Source organism: Micromonospora sp. NPDC053740 (genome assembly GCF_040677775.1).
Classification (GTDB): domain Bacteria; phylum Actinomycetota; class Actinomycetes; order Mycobacteriales; family Micromonosporaceae; genus Micromonospora; species Micromonospora alfalfae.
This window is the reverse complement of the sequence record NZ_JBFASO010000001.1, coordinates 925,514-945,042: the sequence shown is the minus strand read 5'-3', so window position 1 is coordinate 945,042 and position 19,529 is coordinate 925,514. Positions and strand designations below refer to the sequence as shown.

10 protein-coding genes are annotated in these 19,529 nt (G+C 69.8%); 9 read left to right on the top strand and 1 reads right to left on the bottom strand.

Annotation, left to right across the window (positions count from 1 at the left end; genetic code table 11):
• The first annotated feature begins 83 nt into the window (after positions 1-83).
• From AB0K35_RS04150 to AB0K35_RS04140, 3 genes are read left to right on the top strand one after another with little or no spacing between them, the layout of a single operon-like run.
• Positions 84-1,925, top strand: a complete 1,842-nt coding sequence (locus tag AB0K35_RS04150) for an SCO2524 family protein (protein WP_363883638.1) — start codon at positions 84-86, stop codon at positions 1,923-1,925.
• The gene (locus tag AB0K35_RS04145; RefSeq protein WP_203120842.1) at positions 1,926-2,855 is read left to right on the top strand and encodes an SCO2523 family variant P-loop protein; all 930 of its coding nucleotides are present in this window, start codon (positions 1,926-1,928) and stop codon (positions 2,853-2,855) included.
• Complete coding sequence (locus tag AB0K35_RS04140; protein WP_274525405.1) at positions 2,840-3,817, top strand: SCO2522 family protein; 978 nt, start codon at positions 2,840-2,842, stop codon at positions 3,815-3,817. The genes AB0K35_RS04145 and AB0K35_RS04140 overlap by 16 nt, the downstream gene beginning before the upstream one ends.
• A gap of 6 nt (positions 3,818-3,823) precedes the next feature.
• Here the strand turns inward: AB0K35_RS04140 and AB0K35_RS04135 are convergent, their stop codons facing one another.
• Positions 3,824-4,780: an SCO2521 family protein gene (locus AB0K35_RS04135; protein WP_238668096.1), complete on the bottom strand. Its 957-nt coding sequence runs from the start codon at positions 4,778-4,780 to the stop codon at positions 3,824-3,826.
• Between the two features lie 299 nt (positions 4,781-5,079).
• On the opposite strand from AB0K35_RS04135, the gene AB0K35_RS04130 reads away from it, so the two are divergent.
• From AB0K35_RS04130 to AB0K35_RS04105, 6 genes are all read left to right on the top strand, one after another.
• The gene (locus tag AB0K35_RS04130; RefSeq protein ID WP_363883636.1) at positions 5,080-9,291 is read left to right on the top strand and encodes a HEAT repeat domain-containing protein; all 4,212 of its coding nucleotides are present in this window, start codon (positions 5,080-5,082) and stop codon (positions 9,289-9,291) included.
• 66 nt (positions 9,292-9,357) lie between these two features.
• A complete protein-coding gene (locus AB0K35_RS04125) occupies positions 9,358-11,157 on the top strand; it encodes a RyR domain-containing protein (RefSeq protein WP_363883634.1) in 1,800 nt (599 codons plus the stop codon).
• Positions 11,147-11,659 (top strand): hypothetical protein, encoded by a 513-nt coding sequence (locus AB0K35_RS04120; protein WP_363883632.1) that lies wholly within the window; start codon positions 11,147-11,149, stop codon positions 11,657-11,659. The genes AB0K35_RS04125 and AB0K35_RS04120 overlap by 11 nt, the downstream gene beginning before the upstream one ends.
• A 217-nt stretch (positions 11,660-11,876) precedes the next feature.
• Positions 11,877-12,236 (top strand): hypothetical protein, encoded by a 360-nt coding sequence (locus AB0K35_RS04115; RefSeq protein ID WP_238668092.1) that lies wholly within the window; start codon positions 11,877-11,879, stop codon positions 12,234-12,236.
• Between the two features lie 106 nt (positions 12,237-12,342).
• Positions 12,343-15,891, top strand: a complete 3,549-nt coding sequence (locus AB0K35_RS04110) for a hypothetical protein (RefSeq protein WP_363883629.1) — start codon at positions 12,343-12,345, stop codon at positions 15,889-15,891.
• Between the two features lie 71 nt (positions 15,892-15,962).
• Positions 15,963-19,472 carry a hypothetical protein gene (locus tag AB0K35_RS04105; RefSeq protein ID WP_363883627.1) on the top strand — a complete coding sequence of 1,170 codons (3,510 nt, stop codon included), beginning with the start codon at positions 15,963-15,965 and terminating at the stop codon, positions 19,470-19,472.
• Positions 19,473-19,529 lie beyond the last annotated feature (57 nt).

Genomic DNA, 19,529 nt, shown 5'->3' with positions numbered 1-19,529 from the left:
ATGCTGAACGGCATAGTGGACCATCGTGGGCACGGCAATACCAGAGGTTTCGAGTCGACGACTACAACAGACGGCGGTGGGTCATGCGGATGCAGCCGCGCCAGGAGATCCTCGACATCTGGCGGGCTACGGTTCGCAGTTGCTGGGCGAACGGTGAATGGCACTGGGGTAGCCGAAGTGGTAGCAACTCGATCAGCGACGCCGAGCAACTGCTGACCCTGTTGCTCCCCGCGGCCAAGGTCCCCGTGTTGTCACTGGACGACCCGGACCGCGCCGACGAAGAGGTGATCGAGGCGCTCGGCCCGATCGGCGGCGCGATCGAGATTCCCCGCCGCCTGGTCAGCGTGATGATCGACTATTTCCGGCGGTACACCGACGACGCCGGCGCGCCGATCTTCGGCGGGGGCAGTTACCTCACCCCGCTGGAGGGCGGTCCGGAGCTCACCGACGAGCAGCGTTCCCTGGACATCGTCGACTCGTTCGCGGTGTCGGTCACACTCACACTGGCGACGATCGGTTTCGTCAAGGTCTACCGAGGCTCCACCCAGCGGCGCGACCTGTTGGCGCAACTGGACGAACTGGACGCGATGGCGGGCGCGCGCCTCACGGCGGCGATGGTCGGCCTGCTCCGCAGCTTCAGCACCTTCGTCTTCACCTCCACCGACGAGTACGGCATTCGTCTGTGCGACATGGTCAACCAGGACGAGCTGCCGCGCCGTGAGTTGGTGGCGGCGCTGCGCGAGCAGTTGCGGGACACGATGGCGAGCCTGCGTAGCGTGATCATCGGGTCGGGTCGGGTGACCGAGGACCTGGACAACAGCGAGATGCTGTTCGAGTGCGGCTGGTCGTGGGGGATCATCTCCGGTGCCGAGGAGGTCCCGACCACCGAGCCGATCGGCGCGCAACGTGAGGGCTCGGCGGAGAACGCCCCCTACCTGTACTTCACGGTTATCGCGATGGACGCCATCGAGGACCTGAACTCCGAACGCACCCGGCTGCTCGGGTTGCTCAACGAGGAGCAGCAGCGGCTGTCCCGGGCGCTGCAACTGCGCTGGGAGCTCACCCGGACGTACTGGGCGACGGTGGCGACCTTCGGCAACCGACGGCGGTGGCCCATCGAGGACATCCCCTGGCGGACGACCGACGGTGACCGGACCGACTACTACACCCTCCAGGCCACGTCGCTGGCGGTGAAGGGCCTGATCGCCGTCGGGCGCGGCGGTGACGAGGAGCTCGGGCGGATCGCCTCGGTGCTGGTGGAGCTGGCGCAGCGGGCGCGGATCACCCGGCGGGCGTCGCCCGGCGAGCCGGCGCTGTTCGTGCACGCGCCAGGCAAGCGGGTGACGCTGAACGACGACACGTCAAAGCCGATCATGACGTGGAACGTCAACGAGTTCTCCACGGTGCTGTTACAGCGGGCGACCACCGTCGCCGGTCTGCTGAGCAACGCCCGACGGCGCAGTGAACTGCTCGAGCTGGCCGACGAGGTGTGGGACCACCTGCTGCTGCGGCGCATCCCGGACGGCCGGCACCAGGGGCTGTGGGACCACGCCGGTGGTGCCTTTCCCGGCCTGGCGCCGAAGCCTGACGCACCCTCCTGGTATCTGACCGAGCGGGTGGTGCAGGCCCTGGTCACCTCCGGTCAACTGCTGTGGGAGCGGCCGTTCCCACGAGCCGGCCGGCTGGCCGACTACGCGCAGGATCTCATCGACGAGGCCGAATACCTGTTCGACCGTGAGTTGATGCGCGGCACCTTCGACGGTGAGGCGATGCAGCGCAGCATGCGCAGCATCCGAGCCAGCCTGGGCCGGGCGCAGCTGCTGGTCGACGAGCGTCCCGGCACGGCGGCCGCTCTGGTGAACACTCTCCTGTTGCTGCTCAACGACGTCGCCACCGGGCAGCAGAAGGCCAGCGAGGGGATCTGAATGCTGGTCTTCGTCACGTCGCACAAGGGCGGCACCGGGCGGTCGGTGACCGCGGCGAACATCGCCTACCGCAGCGCGTTGTCCGGTCGCCCCACCTGCTACCTGGATTACGACTTCGGCTCGCCGACCGCCGGCATCACGTTCCAGATTCCGCAGGCCGTCAATGGCGTGGAGGGCGCCGGGCCCAACGGTGGTGGCCTGCACCGATATTTGCGCGGGGAGATCCCGTCCCCGGAGCAGTTGGACGTGTGGGGCACCTCCGAACGTGCCAGCCTGCGGCAGAGGCCCATCGGGTCCGGTCCGCTGGTGCTCCTGCCGGGGCAACGCAACGGCAGCGAGTTCGGTTTCACAAACGACATCGCCAAGCGCTGCGCCGAACTCTTCCTCAGGCTGGAGGAGGAGTTCGACCTGACCCTTGTGGACCTCAGTGCCGGCCGGTCGTACGCCAGTCAGATCGCGCTGGCCGCCACCGCGACCTCGACCCTGCGCAAGGTCGCCGTGCGCTGGCTGGTCTTCCACCGGTGGACTCCCCAGCACGTCACCGCAGCGGCAGACCTGGCCTTCGAGGCGGGTGGGATCGTGGCCATGGGCAAGGAGTACGGCCACGAGCCGGACCGGCTACGGGAGTCGCTGCGCTTCATCCGTACGGCGGTGATCGACTCACGTGGCCCGGAGGTCGGCCACCTCGGCCTCGCCCAGCAGGCCTTCCTGCGCAAGTGCGACGCGGAGCTGTCGGAGCTGGCTCGACGACGCGGTGTCGGGCGGACGACGCTGCTCGGCGTGGTGCCGCTGGATCCTCTGCTGCAGTGGCGGGAGCAGCTGATCTCCGATCACGACGTGCAATCCAAAATTGCCAACGTCAAGACGGTGGACGCCTTCGTTGACCTGACCGAGAAGCTTTTCGACGAGACGGCATGGGACACCGCGTGATCGGCATGGATGTCAGGTTCCAGGAGGCAGCTGCGGTGCGTCGTACAGAGAGCGTGGCGTACTCGCATCTGTCGGTGGAGCTGGGGCACTTCTACGCGGAGGACTTCGGCGACGGGTGTGAGGAGCTGAGGCGCAAGTTCGAGCGGATCGCGGACTGGTCGGCCGCTATCCCGGCTCTGGCCCGACGAGGGCTGCCTGCACACCGGGAGCCGCGGATCAGCACCTGCTTCATGTTGGACGACTACTTCCACCGCTTCGGCACCCCCCGCGAGGTGATCCCGCAGGTGCAGAGCGCCGCGGCGGAGCACGGACTGGTCTTGGACTACGTGGCCCGGGAGTCCAGCTTCGCCCGGCACGACGGTGCCGAGCTGGCCCGGTTGGTGGTCGACACACTGGTGGTGGAACCCCCTCGGCACACCACCGGGAGTCGTCCACCGTTGAGCGAGTCGGGCTGGCTGTCCAACGGTAAGCGGTCACCCGGGCACGTCGACGCGCCGGCCATGACCCTGCCACGTCCGTGGTCTCCGCCGTTGCAGTCCGGCGATCCCCGGCACTCCATCTTCGTCGACATCGAGCTGTGGTCCGACGAGCCGGACGCCCGGGTATGGGCCTGCGCCCTGCTCGCCTCGGTCTGGCAGATGACCCGACTCGGCGTGCTACGGCATCGGGGCGAGACGATGACGCAGCCGTGCCGGCTCGCCGGCGAGCTGCCGACGGACTGGGACGAACTCCCGGCGATCGTGCAGCTGAACCCGGCGGCCGCGCCGTTCTGCGCGTATCGCACGCTGACTCTGATGGGCACCCAGTACCTGCCGGTGGAGCTGGCCGTACGGACCATCCTCGGCCAGGTGGCGGTGCCGCCGGCGGTCGCGCAGCAGGTCGCCAAGCGGGCCGGCGGCGAGGGCCTGCACCTGCCCAGCGAGCTGGTCGACCGGCTGAGCTACGTGTTCATCAGCGACTGAGCGTGCTCAGCGCCCGCACGGCTCGTCGATGGTCACCCGGCCGGCCAGGTCGCGCAGCAGGGCCATGTTGCTCACGCTGATCTGATCCCGGATCCAGTTGACCGACGAGTTCCACTGACGGCTGAACCCGGGTACCTGCTCCAACTGGTCCCAGATCGGCCGCAGCCGGGGGTGCACCCGCGCGCCGGGCAGCCACAGGTGCAGCAGGTGCTCCAGCACCGGCCGCAGCCGCTCGACGTGCTCCTGCCCGGAGGCCGATCGGGTGACAGCGGACTCCACCAGCGAGGACAGCACTGTCAGCAGCCAGTCGTGCAACGCGAGATCTTCGCAGAGCCCGGCCATGGCGGCCGGCACGTCCTGCGGGTCGAGCACGAGTTCGACCGTACGCAGGGTGGGCGAGTCCACGGTGACCACTGCCGAGACCCCCCGGTTCGGGCGCTTGTCGGTCTGCGCGGTCCAGCGCAGCCGTGTGCGGGCGGTGCGCAGTGGTGGGCGCCGGTCCAGCAGGTCGGACATCTGCACACCGTCGAGCACCCGGCCGGTGATCGCCTCCAGGTTCAGCACGTCGGCGTCGTTGCCGTGCAGGAAGCCCGCACTCAGGTCGGCGACGTCCAGCTTGCCGACCGTCTCCAGGACGCCGGGGTTGGCCAGATAGTGCGACCACGGCTGGCGGCGCTCGCCGGCGACGACGTGGATGACCGAGGATGCCTGCACGATCCGGCCGCCGGTGATGATGGCCCGGGTGACGACGGCTCCCACCCCACGTAACTGGCGCTTTCTGGCGCTCGGGAGCCAGCAGTCGACACCGGTGCGGACATCGGGTGACACCGCGTACAGCGATGGACGCCGGGAGGTCAGCACGGCCTCGCCCTCGATCAGGCTGAGCACTTCGGCGCTCTGCTCCTGGGCCAACGCCGTGCGGTGCTGCAGAAGGCTGGTGTGCACCTCACCGACAGTGAGCATGGCTTCCTCCGCAACGCTGCCACCGACCACCGCGCTCGTCGTGCGGTATGCGGCTCATGCTGATTGACGTACACCCCTCGCGACCGGCACTGACACGCATCCGCGTCGGACAACCGAAACTCCACGAGTACGAGATTCGACCGCCCGGATGCGTATCTGTTGATGGCCATCATAGGCCCGGGGTGGACGGGAATCCCATGTACGGCGGGCGTTCGGAGTGTTCGCGGGTCGGACGGACGTGACAGCGACTGATATTTTCAATGGTGCGGTCGCCAGCCACCCCCTGGAGTTTGCCGTTCATGAAGGTCTACATTTCGGCCACACAAAAGGACCTGCTGGAATACCGCGCTGCCGTGCACGCAGTGGCTCGCCGCCTGGAGATCGACGACGTGGCCATGGAGGCGTACGGCGCCGACATCCGGCCGCCGCTGGAACGCTGCCTCGCCGACGTGCGCCGGTGCGACCTCTACGTGGGGCTGTTCGCCTGGCGGTACGGGTTCCGGCCGCCCGGCCAGGAGTCCTCCATCACCGAGTTGGAATACCGGGAGGCGCTCGCGGCGGGAAAGCCCTGTCTGGTCTTCCTGCTCGCGGAGGACACGCCCTGGCCGGTCGACATGATCGACCGGGATGCCGACTGGCAGCAGATCGTCGCATTGCGCCGCGAGCTCAAGGAACGCCACCTCTGCGCCTTCTTCTCCGGCGTGGACGACCTCACCGCCAAGGTGACCGCCGCGCTGGCCGACGTGCGCAGTGGCAGGTCCCCGGCCCGCGAGCCCGCCGACCCGGACACCCACCTGCCGGCGGCCGTCCGCAACCAGTACTACAAGCAGTTGTCGCTGAGATACCAGGCCGTCTCGGTGGACGCGGTCTCACCGCGTCCCACCATCGGCTATCTCACCGTCGGGCTGCCCAAGGTGTTCGTGGAGCCCCGCGTCCACGAGGACGCGCGACCGGAGATGCCGCTGGCGTGGTGGCGTTGGGCCGGGTCCACGCCGGGTGACGACGTCGGCGGGCTGCCCGGGGTGGTCAACCCGGAGGAGGTGGAGCGGCTCTGGGAGGAGTACGCGGCCAAGGACGAGCTGTCGTTGTTCGACGTGGTGTCCGACCCGGGCCGGCGCACGATGGTGCTGCTCGGCGACCCCGGCTCGGGCAAGTCCGCGGCCGCGCGGTACCTGGCGCTGACGCTGGCCGAGGTCTGCGTCGAGCCTCGACTGAGTGCGCTGGACCGGTACCTGCCCGTCCTGATCGAGCTGCGCTCCTACGCCACCCATCACGGGGATGGCCGGTGCGACGGCCTGCTCGACTACGTCGGCCACCGCCACCAGCAGGGGCTGGCCGGTGTCGACCAGGAGGTGCTGGAGGCGTACCTGCGCCAGGGCGGCCAGGCGCTGTTCCTGTTCGACGGCCTGGACGAGGTGTTCGACCCGGCGCAGCGGGAAGAGGTGGCCGCGCAGATCGCCACGTTCGCCAACGAGTACCCGGGGGTGTTGACAGTGGTCACCTCGCGGGCGGCCGGCTATCAACGGCACACCTTTGCCAACGCAGGCTTCGACCACTTCACACTGGAGGATCTCGACGACGAGCAGATCGCGAGATTTCTCGGCAACTGGTACCGATACGTGATGCCCACGCCGGCTGCGGAGGCAGAGCGGCAGCGGCGGCAGATCCTCGACGTGGTGGGCAGTTCCCGGGCGATGCGCGAGATCGCCGGCAACCCCCTGCTGCTGATGCTCATGGCGATCGTCGGCCGGGGTCACCCGCTGCCCCGCAACCGACGCCGGCTGTACGCGCACGTGACCGACGTACTGATCTCCGAGTGGGATGTGACCAAGCAACTGCGCGAAAGCCACGGCGACGTGCCGTCGCTGGACCTGCAGGCGAAGCGCCGGCTGCTGCGTCACCTGGCGTACTGGATGCAGTTCCGCGAGTCCGGCCCCGCCGGCAACTACATTGAATCCGACGAATTGGCGCGCATCTTCCGGGACCACCTCGTCGCGTTCTACGGTTTTGAGAATGAGCGGGCCCTCGCCATGGCCTACTCGATGATCGACAAATTGCGGCAGCGAAGCTTCATCCTGGAACGTTACGGACTGCGACTGTTCGGGTTTGTGCACCGCGCGTTCCTGGAATTCTTCTGTGCCGAAGAGATCGTGGACAGATGCGAGCACGACCCGACCTGGGGCATCGATCGTCTGCGTTCGCTGTTTCGCGATCACTGGGCCGATCCGTCGTGGCGGGAGGTGCTCCGACTGGTCGCCAGCGCCCTGCCCGCCCAGACCGCCAACGAGCTGGTCACCCTGCTCGCCACCGAGGCCACCCAACAGTGGCCGCCGCTGAACCTGACCGGGCCGCCGTGGAACCTGGTGCTGGCGGCGCAGTGCGTGGCCGAGGCGCCGCAGCCCGCCGAACTGGCCGGCGCGGGCGACGCCGTGCTGCGCCAGGTCGTGCGTCTCATCGAGCATGGCATCTCCGCCGACGACCCGAACCTGGTGGATCTCACCGAGCAGGAGCTGCTGTCCTCGATCCGGGCGCTCGGCCCGAGTTGGCCCGGCCGGGAGATCTTCCTGCACTGGTACCGCCGCCGTGGGGTCCGGACCAGTTGGCGATCCGGCTCTGCCTTCGCCACCCGGATCGCTGCGGTGCTGTCCACCGCCGAGGAGCAGATGGAGGACCTGCTCGTGCGGGAGCTGGGGCAGGGCCGTGAGCGGCAGGCCCACCTCACCCTGGTCGCCGGGCTGGCCGAGGCAGCCGGCCGGCTGGAGGCCACCGGTTGCAGCAGTCGCCAATGCCGGGACATCCTGCTCGCCCAGGCGCACGCCGAGGTCTCCACAGCGGTGCGGCAGGCCGCCGTACGCGCACTGGTCGCCCACTTCGGCACCGACCTCGACCTCGTGGAAGTGCTGCGCGACCTCGCCAGCTCCCCCGACCTCGCGGTACGGGCGTTGGCCGTGCAGTCCCTCGGCACCCGGTCCGAACTCTCCGACGACGTCCGTCAGGTGTTGGCCAGGGCCACCGGAGACACCGCCGTCGCGGTGCGGCGAGCCGCCGCCGGAGTGCTCACCGCGCGTTGCGCCGACCTGCCGGACGCACCCGAGACGATGCAGCGACTGCTGGCCACCGACGCCGACCCCGGTGTGGTGCAGTGCGCGCTGAAGGGTCTGCTGGTCCTGCCGGAGTACGCCGAGACCGCACGAACCACGGCGTTGCGGCGGGTCACCGGCGATTCCCCGGACGAGGTCCGACGCTGCATTCTGACCGAGCTGCTGCGCGAGCGACCCAGCCCGGAAAGCATCGAGCTGTTGCTGAAGCTGGCCTGCTCGGACACGTCCGCGCGGGTCCGCGCGGTCGCCGTGCAGCGGTTGGCGCTCGTACCCGACCCGGAGGGGCGCTGCCGGGCCCGGCTGATCGATCAGATCGAGCAGGACGAGGACTCCTCCGTGCGAGCCGCCGCGGTCACCGCTCTGATCGACCGGGACCGCGCCGACGACATCAGCTGGACAGTGGTGGCCCGCTCGGCTCACGTCGACGAGGACGCGACGGTACGCCTCGCCGCGGTGCGCGCGCTGGCCGAGGCCTACCCCGACCACCGCACCGGGGAACTGCTGCTGGAGAGCGCTCGACGCGATCCGACAGCGAGCGTCCGGCTCGCCGCCGTCGACCTGCTCACCGGGCGACCGCTGTTCGGCCACGCGACCCGCGATCTGCTCATCAGCCGCGCCTCCCAGGAGCGGGACCCGATCGTCCGGCTGCGGGTCACCCGTAGCCTGGCCCGTCTCGCCGACCCACCGGACCTTGAGGTGCGGGAGTGCCTTGCCGAGCAGGTCAGTCGGGACCCCGACCCGAACGTGCTGTGCGCCGCCGCCCAGGCGCTCGCCCGCCACGGCGACGCCCCGGGCCTGATGGAGACACTGTGCCGGCGGGCACGTCGAGACAGCTACGTCGGCATCCGGTTGGCCGCCGTACAGACCCTCTGCGCGTACGGGAGTCCGGAACTGGTGACCGACGTGCTGCTGGAATGCGTCGAGTCCGACACCGACCCGACCGTGTTCGATGCGGCAGTGCGTTGTCTGACCAAGCAGGGCTCGGCGTCCATGGCGGTGACGCTGCGGCTCATGCGCCGCCTGTCGGACCAGGACCCGGCGATCCGCGCCCGCATCGCCGCCGCGCTCGGCGAGCACTTCGGCGCCGACCCGGAGGTTCAGGTGCTGCTGGTCGGGCTGGTCCGCGACGATCCGGCCCTGGAGGTTCGCCGCCGGGCCGTTGAGCAGCTGGGCGCAAGCCTGGCCGGCCGCACGGGGGTACGGGACCTGCTGCTGCGGCTGGCTGACGACGACGACTGGGAGATCCGCCGGACCGCGCTGCTCGCGTTGACCCGTCACTACGACACTGACACCCGGACCCGGGAGGTGCTCGTGCGGCTCGCGCATCAGGAGGATGACGGCGCGGTGCGGCGGCTGGCCGGGCAACTACTGGCCACGCTGCCCGACACCCGACCCGACGACTTTCCGTGATCGATCCGGAGCCGTCGGTGCGCGTCGAGCCACGATCCGATCGACCTCGTCAAATACCATGAGCTCATGACGGATCCGGTCGCCGGCTCGTCCCGCCCGGCCGGCTGGAGTCTGCGAGTCCTCTTCGGAGTGATCGGGCTGGCCGCTCTCGTCCTCGGCTATGTCGGCTTCGAGCGCCTGCTCCAGGCCCGGCCGGACGTCGCCTACGATCCGTACGACGTGCTCTACTACGACCTGCAACTCTTCGTCTTCGGCGCCGAACCCTTCCAGAACGCCGGCCCGTACCCGTGGCAACTGCAGGTGGCCCGGTTCGCCGCCCCGCTGTTCACGCTCCTCGCCGTGGCCGAGGCCAGCCGGCTGCTGCTGGCCGCCGAGAGTCGCCGCCTGCGCGCCCGGCGGGCCCGTGGTCACGTCCTGGTCTGCGGCGACTCCCAGTTCGCCCACATGCTCGCCGACCGGCTCTTCGCCGACGGTGAACGTGTGGTGGTGGTGCGTTCCGAACCGTTCGGGCCGCTGGAGTACCGGTGGCGCCGGTACCTCGGCGTGGTCGGCGACCCGACCAGCCCCGAGGTGTTGCGCGGCGCCGGCCTGTCCCGAGCCCACACCATCTACGCCTGCAGCGAGGACGACGACCGAAACCACGCGATCGCCAACACCGCCAACCGGCTCATCCAGGACCGACGGCAACCACCGCGGGTCTACATCCTGGTCCACGACTCGGAGATGTGTCTGTCCCTGCAGGCCCGACGACTCGGTGCCGCCGGGTCGAGCCGGCTGCGGCTGGACTACTTCCACGTCGACGACGTCGCCGCACGCGCCCTGCACCGGCACCACCCGCTGCCCAGCGGGGGAGACCAACCGACCAGGATCCTCATCGCGGGCAGCGGCGCCTTCCGCCGGGCACTCCTGGTGGAGACCGCCCGGCACTGGCGCGCATCCCGAGCCGACCCCCCGGGGGGCCACGCCGTGCCACCCCTGCGGGTGGACGTCGTGGCACCGGATGCCGGCACCGAGATCGCTCTAGCGTCGTCGCGTTACCCGTTCCTGGCCAGCGTCTGCCAGCTGACCGCGTACGACCTGGACCTCGACGGTGTCGTCGGTCTGGGCCGCGACCGCTACGACCGCATCTACGTCTGCGCACCGGACGAGATCAGCGGCCTGCAGTTCGTGCTGGACACGCCCGCCCTGTGGCAGGGCGCCGAGAGTGCCGTGTTCGTGCCGGTCTACCGGCAGGCGGCGCTCGCCGCGGCCTTTCACGGCGACTCCCGTCACGACCTGCTCGACGAGGTGCACGGCAAGCTCCGCCTCTATCCGGTGCTCACCCACGCCTGCGACGCCCGACTGATCGGCGAGGACCTCACCGAGCGGCTGGCCCGGCTGATTCACGAGCGGTACCTCCAGGCCCAGCAGCGCGCCGGGGTACGACTCGGCGGCGCCCCGGCGATGGTGGACTGGTCACTGCTACCCGAGTCGTTGCGGCGGGCCAACCGGGCCCACGTGCAGGACATCGCCGCCAAGCTGCTGGATCTCGGTTGCGTCGTGGCGCCCCGGCACGGTGGCACCGGTGACGCCTCGGCCGCCAGGCAGGCCATCGACGACCGGATCGAGGAACTCGCCCGACTGGAGCACGACCGGTGGTGCCGGGAACGGCGCGGGGACGGCTGGACGTACGGCGACCCGCGTGATGACGTCCAGCGGCGGCATCCCGCCCTGCGGCCGTGGGAGGAGCTGCCGTCCGACGTGCAGGAGCAGAATCGCGAGGAGATCCGAGCACTGCCCGACGTGCTGTCCGACAGCGGGTTCGAGCTGATCCGGCTGACACCCCCGGTGCCCGCGCAGCGGAGAGGCCCGAGGGATGCCGCCTGACCTCGGCCCGGTGCGCGTCGGCGTGACCGGGCACATCAACCTGACCCGCGACACCGAGCTGCTCGTCGCCGACGCTCTGCGCGTCGAGTTGGGCCGGATCAGCGACCGGCCCGTGCACGGCGTGACCTGCCTGGCGTCCGGCGCGGACCAGGTCTTCGCGCGCACGATCCTCGATCTGGATGGCACCTACGAGGTGATCCTGCCGGCCCGGGACTACCGGGTCGCGGTGATCAGGCCGGAGAATCGGCTGGCCTTCGACGAGCTGCTCGACCAGGCGACAGCGGTCGTCCACACCGGTTACGACCGTTCGGACACCGCGGCCTACGTGGTTGCCAACCGGGAGCTGGTCCGACGGGTGCAGCGACTCGTGGCGGTGTGGGACGGCAAACCTGGCCGTCACCCCGCGTCGACGGACCGGACCATCGACTGGGCACGGCACCACGGCGTCCCGACCACGATCCTCTGGCCCGTCGGTGCCCGCCGAACGTCCGTAGAGGGCTGACGGGCCGGGCCTGCTGCCGGTGGCGAAGCACCGGCGAGAACACCTGATGGCGTAGTCGGTCGGCTGATTTCCTCGGTCGGCGTGGGCCCTCGGCTGGTGGCGTGGTCGTGTGCGGTGAAGCGGCAGGTGCCGTGGGTGCAAAAGGGCGGCCGGTACAGGCCGAAGGACGGACCGTTAAGTCCTCCCGATGTGTGGGGGCTGCCGTGATGATGAAGGGATGAACACACGGCGGATCGTGCTGGCGCTGACCTGTTTCGCGGTAGCCGGCCTGGGCGCAGCCTTCCTCCTGCTCCGGGGAGACAAGGCGAGTCAGGTGGCCACTGTGGTGTCGGCGCTCGTGGCGGTGGCGGCGCTCGGCGTCGCCGTCTGGGCGGCTCTGCCCAGGCAGCGTCCACGTGGGCTGCGGGTGGCGGATACCGGTGACGCACGGGCCGGAGCCGGAGGTACCGCCGTTTCCGGTCTCACCGCTCCGGGCGCCGCAACGGGAGATGACCGGGGAACGGTCGAGGTGGAACGCACCGGCCCGGCCGATGCAACCGACGGCGGAGATGCCACCAGCGGTATCCGACTGACCTGACCGGTGCCCGACTGAGACGTCGTGTTCGGCCCATGGTGGCTGAGCGCGGAGCGCTGGGATGGTCCGGCCAGGAAGGACGCACCTACGTGGGACTAACGGAGCCCTGGTGACGGCGCGCGGATGGCGACAACCGCTGGCCGCCGTCACCAGCAGTGGGCAGGCGCACGCCGCGACTGGCGGGGTGGCGGTCAGCGGCGTCGTACGCGGTGACGTGGCAGTGCACGCGGCGCCTGCTGCCCGCAGCGGATACCGGCAGCAGGTTCTGCGCATTGCGCCCCCCGAACTAGTCGGTCGCCAGGCCGAACTGGACGAGCTGGCGGCGTTCTGCACCGCACCAGACCGGGGGCCCTACGTGTGGTGGCAGGCGCCCGCCTGGGCCGGGAAGACCGCGCTGATGTCCTGGTTCGCGCTCAACCCCCCGCAGTCAGCGAAGATCCTGCCCTTCTTCATCACCGCGCGCTTCGCCGGGCAGAGCGACCGTGCGGCCTTCACGGAGGTCGTCGCCGAACAGCTCGCCGCATCGCTGGGGCAGCCGGTACCGGCCCACCTCACCGAAGCCACCCGTGAAGGCCATCTGCTCACCCTGCTGGAGGACGCGGCTCACCAATGTCAGCGGCGGGGTGAGCGTCTGGTGCTGCTGGTCGACGGTCTGGACGAGGACCGCGGCGTGACCACCGGACCGGACGCCTACAGTATCGCCGCACTTCTGCCCGCTCGACCGCCTGCCGGGCTGCGGGTGATAGTGGCCGGCAGACCCCATCCACCAATACCTGCGGACGTACCGGCACACCATCCCCTGCGCGACCCCGACATCGTCCGCCCCCTGGACGGATCCCCGCACGCTGCGGCGGTCCGGGCCGACATGGAACGGGAATTGGTGCGGCTGCTGCGCGGCACATCGGAGGAACGGGCCCTGCTGGGTCTGGTGGCAGCGGCAGGGGGCGGCTTGAGCAGGTCTGATCTGGCCGAACTGACCAGCATCAATGCCTGGGAGGTTGCCCAGCACCTGCGAGCGGTCACCGGCCGGACGTTTGCCACCCGCACCGCCAGTAGGCAGCGAACGGCCGGGCCCGGAGAGGACGCCTGCGAGGTATACGTCCTGGCCCACGAGGAACTCCAGAAGACGGCACTCACGATGATCGGCCTGGACAGGTTGTCCAGGTACCGCGAGCGGCTGCACACCTGGGCGGAGATCTACCGCGATCAGGGCTGGCCGTTGGCCACCCCGGAGTATCTGCTGCGTGGCTATGCCCGGATGCTACGCGCGACCGCTGACCTGCCCCGTGCCGTCGCCTGCGCCACCGATTCCGCCCGCCACGACCGAATGCGCGAGCTGACCGGAGGGGACGCCGCGGCGCTCAACGAGATCGACGCCGCGGAAGCCCTGGTGCTGGCATGCGAGGTGCCTGACCTGGTGTCGACGGCCCTGATCGCCGTCCATCGCCGACGGCTTCTGGAACGCAACACCTATCCATTGAGTTTGCCGGTTGTGTGGGCCGCCGCCGGGCAGCCGGACCGCGCCGAGGCACTGGCCCGCGGAATGGACGATCCCGACGCGGTGGGTGCCGCGCTGGCGAAGATCGCCAAGGTTGCGGGTCTCGGGGGCGACCGGGCGCGAGCGGCCCAACTGGCTGACACCATCGAAGGTCTCGACGGGTTCGACTCGGCCTGCTGGCGGGCGCGCCGAATGGCCGCCGTGGCGGAGGCGGCGGGTGCCGCTGGCGATCACGACCGCGCCGCTGCTCTGGAACGCGCCATGGATGCCGTCCTAGCCGATGCCAGCGACGGCGAAAAGGCCGATGTGTTGGCGGCGGGTGCACGGGCGGCCGCCGCGAGCGGAAATCGCAGGCGGGCTGGCGAACTCGCCGATGCCATCGAAGAGTTGGCTCGGCGCAATGCCCATTCCTGGTGGCGAAGCGATGTCGAGTGGGCCGTTGATTCAAAGGAGCCGGAGCGTGTGACCATTGCGCTGCGACACCTGGGAGTCCTCGCCGGTACGGTGCGTTCCGCCCAACGGCGGGCCGAAATCGAGGCGAGGCTGGCGGTGGCTGCCGCTGCTGGCATCGGCCAACACGGCGTGGCGCTGCGCGAGGCGGCCGCGGAGTTGAGCCGGTGGGCCGAACCTCCCCTGTGGTTGTTGGAGGTCATTGAGCCGCTCACCCAGGCAGTGGCCGCCTCGGGCGACGCGCCGCGTGCCGCACGGCTGGTGGACCTGCTCGCGGAGGCGGCTGCGGTTCCTGCTCATCCATGCTGGCAGGATTCAGCGTCGAGCCGGTCCTTGGCCCGGGCGGCGGTAGAAGCGTTGACCACGTGCGCCGACCGGGAACGCGCGGCAGCGCTGTCCCAGTCGATGGAGACCGTGGCCCACGCCCCGGTGGTTGAGGAAACGGGCGTGCTGTTGGTGGCCGCGGCGGGAGCGGCGGCGTTGGCGGGCCAGGACGCACGCGCCGGGGCCCTGGCTGCTGCGATCACCGACCCGGAAGAACAATCCGAGGCGTTGGCCTTGCTGGCGACGGTATCGCTTGGCCGTGGGGATCATCATCGGGCAACTGCGCTCGTCACGGACGCCGAGCGCGTCTGCCGCGACAACGTCCGGCCCGTTCCCAGGGCCCGAGCGCTGGCCGCACTCGCCGGAGTGACAGACGCCGCTGGCAACGGGGAGAGAACCGGACGCCTGGCCGACGCCCTCGCCGCTCTCGCCGATGCCACCGCCTCGCCTTACTGGAAAGCAGAGGTACAGGTGGAGCAGGTGGGTGTACTGGCGTTGATGGGTCAGACCGATCGGGCCGAGGCGCTCGCACGCACTGTCACCCCGCTGTGGATGAGGAAGTATGTCGGCGCCCGACTGGTACGGACGCTTGCCGTCCGGAGGGAGTTCGACAGGGCCGAAGCCTTCATCCTCGGCCTCGTGGACCATGAGGAACTGTCCGAGGCCAGCGCGGCGCTGACGCAGGCGGCGATCAGGCACGGCGCGCTCGACCGGGCCGCGCGGCTGCTTGACGTGTTCCCGGGTTCGCCGAGAGATCAGGCCCAGCTGCTGGCCTCCTTCGCCCGGTCGGCTGCCGTCGGCGGGGCCCGGCACCGCGCCTCCGTACTCGCCGTCTCTCTGCAGGACCTCGCCCGCCGCTGTGCGGGCACCGAGTACCGAGAATCAGTGGCGTGCTACGCGGTGGAAGCCCTGGCCTGGAGCCGCTGCTTCGACGCGGCAGAGGAGCTTGCTCGCGGCATCACCGATCCATACTGGCGAGCGGCGGCGATGGGGGCCCGGGTGAAGGCGGCGGCGAGGTCGGGTGAGCCGGGACTGGCGGCGGTCTGGGCCCACCGGGCCGAGACGTCGATGCCAACCGATCGGTGGGGACGGTCCATGTGGCTGCATCACCTGGCGGAGGCGGCGACCATGACGGGGGAGATGGGCGCAGCCCTGGACCTGGCTGAGCGTATCCCGCTTCCCGCCTGGCGCGCCGACACCCTGGCGAAGCTGGCGCAGCTCGTCGAGCCCGCCCAGGGACGGCGGCTCATGGCACGCGCGCTCGCCCTGGGCGATTGGAGTGACCTGCTTGAGGGCCTTCTTCACTTCGCCCCTGCGGCGCTCCCGGCGCTCACCGACACACTTCTCGGCTGGGAGGAGACGAGCGACGGCTACGCCGCAGGTTAGCGGGCTACCAAGGTACTGGGCGCTGGCTCGGCGGATGGAGCAACGCCGTGACGCATCACAAGGAGCGAGGCATGCTGCCCCGAGACGAGCAGTCCGCGGCGGGTGGACGAAGAGGCCAGGCAGGGCCCGTGAAAGTGTCCGGCACCGGCGGGGCGCAGGCGCAGACCGGGGCGGTGGCCAACAGCGGCATCGTCTACGGGGACGTACAGGTCGGTATACAGCCGGTACCGCGTTCCGGGTACGGCGAGCAGATCAGGCGGATCGTCCCGGAGGTGCTGGTCGGCCGCGAGGCGGAACTCAGGGAACTGGCCGCGTTCTGCACCGCCGACGCAGGCGATCCCTACATCTGGTGGCAGGCCGGAGCGTGGGCGGGGAAGACCGCGCTGATGTCCTGGTTCGCTCTGCACCCACCCCCTGGAGTGCGGGTTGTCCCGTTCTTCGTCACGGCCCGGTTTGCCGCACAAAACGACAGGGTCGCCTTCACCGACGTCGTCCTGGAACAGCTTGGCGAACTGCTCCGCGAGGGTCCGGCCCCGTTCCTGACCGCCTCGACCCGCGAAACGCACCTCCTGCGGCTGCTGAACGACGCGGCTCACCGATGTCAGCGGCGGGGTGAGCGTCTGGTGCTGCTGGTCGACGGTCTGGACGAGGACCGCGGCGTGACCACCGGACCGGACGCCTACAGTATCGCCGCACTTCTGCCCGCCCGACCGCCTGCCGGGCTGCGGGTGATAGTGGCCGGCAGACCCCATCCACCAATACCTGCGGACGTACCGGCACACCATCCCCTGCGCGACCCCGACATCGTTCGCCCCCTGGACCGCTCTGCCTTCGCGCAGGTGATCCGGACGGAGGCACAGCGCGAACTGAAGCACCTCTTGGCGAGTTCGGGGCCTGAGCGTGAACTGCTCAGTCTGCTCACCGCCTCGGGCGGCGGCCTCGGCACCGCGGAGCTGGCCGAGCTCACGGACCTGAACCCTTACGAGGTGGAGGAGATACTGCGCAGCAGGGCCGGGCGCACCTTCCGCCCGCGGGAGAGCCACTCCCGGCCGGGCGAACTCCCTGTGGTCTTCGTCCTGGGACACGAGGAACTTCGCGAACACGCGGTCCGGATGCTCGGGCCGAAGATACTGAGCGTCTACCGGGATCGGATCCACACGTGGGCAGACGCATATGCTGCCGCGCGATGGGCGCCGGGAACCCCGGAATACCTCCTGCGTGGCTACTTCTCGCTGTTGCTCTCCACCGGGGATGTGTCCCGGATGGCCGTCCTTGCCGCCGATTCCGCTCGCCATGATCGGATGCGGGACCTGACTGGCGGCGACTCGGCGGCTCTGACCGAGATCCGCTCGGTCCAGCACACCCTGTCCGAGGCGAATACACCGGATCTCACGGCTCTGTTCCGATTGGCCGTACGGCGCGACGCGCTGCACGAACGCAACGAATGCGTCCCGGCCAGTCTGCCGGCGGTGTGGGTTGAGCTGGGGCAGCCTCGGCGGGCCGAGGCACTGGCCCGGAGCCTGTCTCAACCGCGCCAGCGCGCCGAGGCGCTCATTGCAGCGGCGCAGGCGCTGGCCGGTACTGGCGCACAGGAAGATGCCGAGGCTGTGCTCGCGGAAGCGGCCGAGAACGCACGTGCTGAACGCGACCCGCAGGATCGCGTTCGGGGCCTTGTCGACGTGGGACGGGCCTGGTGGCCGGTCGGACACCAGGGAGCTGAAGCCGCACTGCGGGAGGCGGAGGCCCAGGCGGCCGCCCTGGTCGTCCCCTCCGAACAGTCGGAGGCGCTGGTGACCGTGGCCGAGGGATGGCAGGAGACCGGCAACCTGGACCGAGCGGGGACGGCAGTGTGGGCGGCCATCGAGCTGGCCCGCAACGAGCTGTCGTTTGCCGAGGAATGGCGACGAGTCGACGTCCTCGCCCGCGCGGAACGGGTGCTCCACGCGCTGAAGGACACAGAGCACGCCCATCAGGGGTGGCCACAGACCCAGACCCGGACGTTGGTCGGGGACGGAGAGCTTCTCTCTGAGTCAGCCTTTCCTCTCCACGTCGCCTGGGTCCTGCGGGACCGCCCGGAGCAACGCGGACGAGTCGGCGACCTGCTCGCCAAAGCCGAAGCCGTCGCACGGTCGGCGGCGGCAGAGGAAGAGAGTGAGCCGGACTCCACCCTGCTGCGGATAGGGATTGTCCTGTCTGCCGCCGGTTTCACCGAGCGGGCCGAGGACATCGCCCGCGACATCAGAGAGAAGGACCAGCTACTCGCCTTCGTCAGTAAGGATCTAGCAAGACTCGGCAAGACAGCGCAAGCTGAAGCATTGGCCCGTTCCATCGGCGACGCCTACCACCGGGTGGCTGCTCTCGGCTCGGTGGCAAAGGCGCTGACCGTCGAAGGGCGACACCCCGAAGCGTTTTCCCTGGCCGTTGAGATTGAGGCGCTGGCGCACGACACGGTCGATCCGCTGCGCGATGCCTGGCAGCTGATCGACCTGGCAGACGCCCTGGCAAAGGCCGGACGGCGAGACCGGGCCCTTTCATTGCTCGGTCAGGCCGAAGTCCTCATTGGGGCACAGATTGCTAATCCTCACGCGGAACGAGCAGGGCACCGACTGGGCGGAGCACTGGTCAGCGCAGGGGCGCCGGGCCGAGCCGAGGCCGTGGCCCGCGGGCTGACCGATCCGCTGTGGCGCGTCCGGATTCTCACGGCAGTAGGGCAATCGGCGGCCACCGGCACCGACCGGTCACGCGCTCTTCCGGTCCTGCAGGAGGCGGCGGAGATAGCCGCCGCGCTCACCGACCCAACCCACCGCGCATACGAGCTCAACGACATCGCCGTCGCGCTGGCAACCGCTGGCGCGGGGAAGCAGGCCGAGTCGCTGGCACTGTCGATTGAGTTTCCGGGAGAGTACGGCAATCCAGCGCTCGACCGGGTGGGCAGGGAACTAGGCACCCAAGGGCAGCACACGCGTGGAACGTCCATCCTCGTCCAGTGCGAGACGGAGGCCCGGGGACTGAAGGACATCGGTCGCCGCGTCTGGCGACTGACGCTCGTCGCTGAGGGTTTCGCGGCCTGCGGGCACCCGGAACGGGCTGCCCTGCTGCTCGTCGAGGCCGAAGCCGAAGGCCGAAGGCTCTCCGACCCGAGGGATCGCGTCGACTGCCTCATTGAGGTCGGCGAGGCCTTCATGGCCTGCGGGGACCGCACTCGGGCGCGCCTCCTTCTCACCGAGGCTGCGGAGTCGGGCCGTGCCCTACCAAGCCGTCACAGTCGCAGTAGGGCACTCTTCCTGGCCGGAATGGCCTCGGTTTCCGCCGGTGCGCATCGGGAGGCCGAGGAACTGGTACCCGAGATCGACGGCCCCGCCCTCCAAGGGCGGGTGCTCACCGCACTGGCACAGGCGGTGCCTCCACAGTGGGCGCGTCGGCTGGTCGCGCAATGCCTGAGCTCCTCCCCGTGGCGACACGCGTTGGACGGCCTCGCCGCGACCAGCCCGTCAGCACTGGCAGCGGTAGCGGATGAGACATACGGAAGAGCAGAAGGCGACGCCGCGACACCAGAGGCGGGAAGGAAGGCTGGTGAGTAGCCGATCCATTTCGGCCACCGGCAGCGTCGGGGCTGCGGCGCTCGTTTGCGCCACCCA

Bases quoted from the DNA above. Each gene is read 5' to 3' on its own strand.
- AB0K35_RS04130 (WP_363883636.1), top strand. From the start codon at position 5,080: ATGAAGGTCTACATTTCGGCCACACAAAAGGACCTGCTGGAATACCGC.
- AB0K35_RS04120 (WP_363883632.1), top strand. From the start codon at position 11,147: ATGCCGCCTGACCTCGGCCCGGTGCGCGTCGGCGTGACCGGGCACATC.
- AB0K35_RS04115 (WP_238668092.1), top strand. From the start codon at position 11,877: ATGAACACACGGCGGATCGTGCTGGCGCTGACCTGTTTCGCGGTAGCC.
- AB0K35_RS04105 (WP_363883627.1), top strand. From the start codon at position 15,963: ATGCTGCCCCGAGACGAGCAGTCCGCGGCGGGTGGACGAAGAGGCCAG.
- AB0K35_RS04150 (WP_363883638.1), top strand. From the start codon at position 84: ATGCGGATGCAGCCGCGCCAGGAGATCCTCGACATCTGGCGGGCTACG.
- AB0K35_RS04125 (WP_363883634.1), top strand. From the start codon at position 9,358: ATGACGGATCCGGTCGCCGGCTCGTCCCGCCCGGCCGGCTGGAGTCTG.
- AB0K35_RS04140 (WP_274525405.1), top strand. From the start codon at position 2,840: ATGGGACACCGCGTGATCGGCATGGATGTCAGGTTCCAGGAGGCAGCT.
- AB0K35_RS04135 (WP_238668096.1), bottom strand. From the start codon at position 4,780: ATGCTCACTGTCGGTGAGGTGCACACCAGCCTTCTGCAGCACCGCACG.
- AB0K35_RS04145 (WP_203120842.1), top strand. From the start codon at position 1,926: ATGCTGGTCTTCGTCACGTCGCACAAGGGCGGCACCGGGCGGTCGGTG.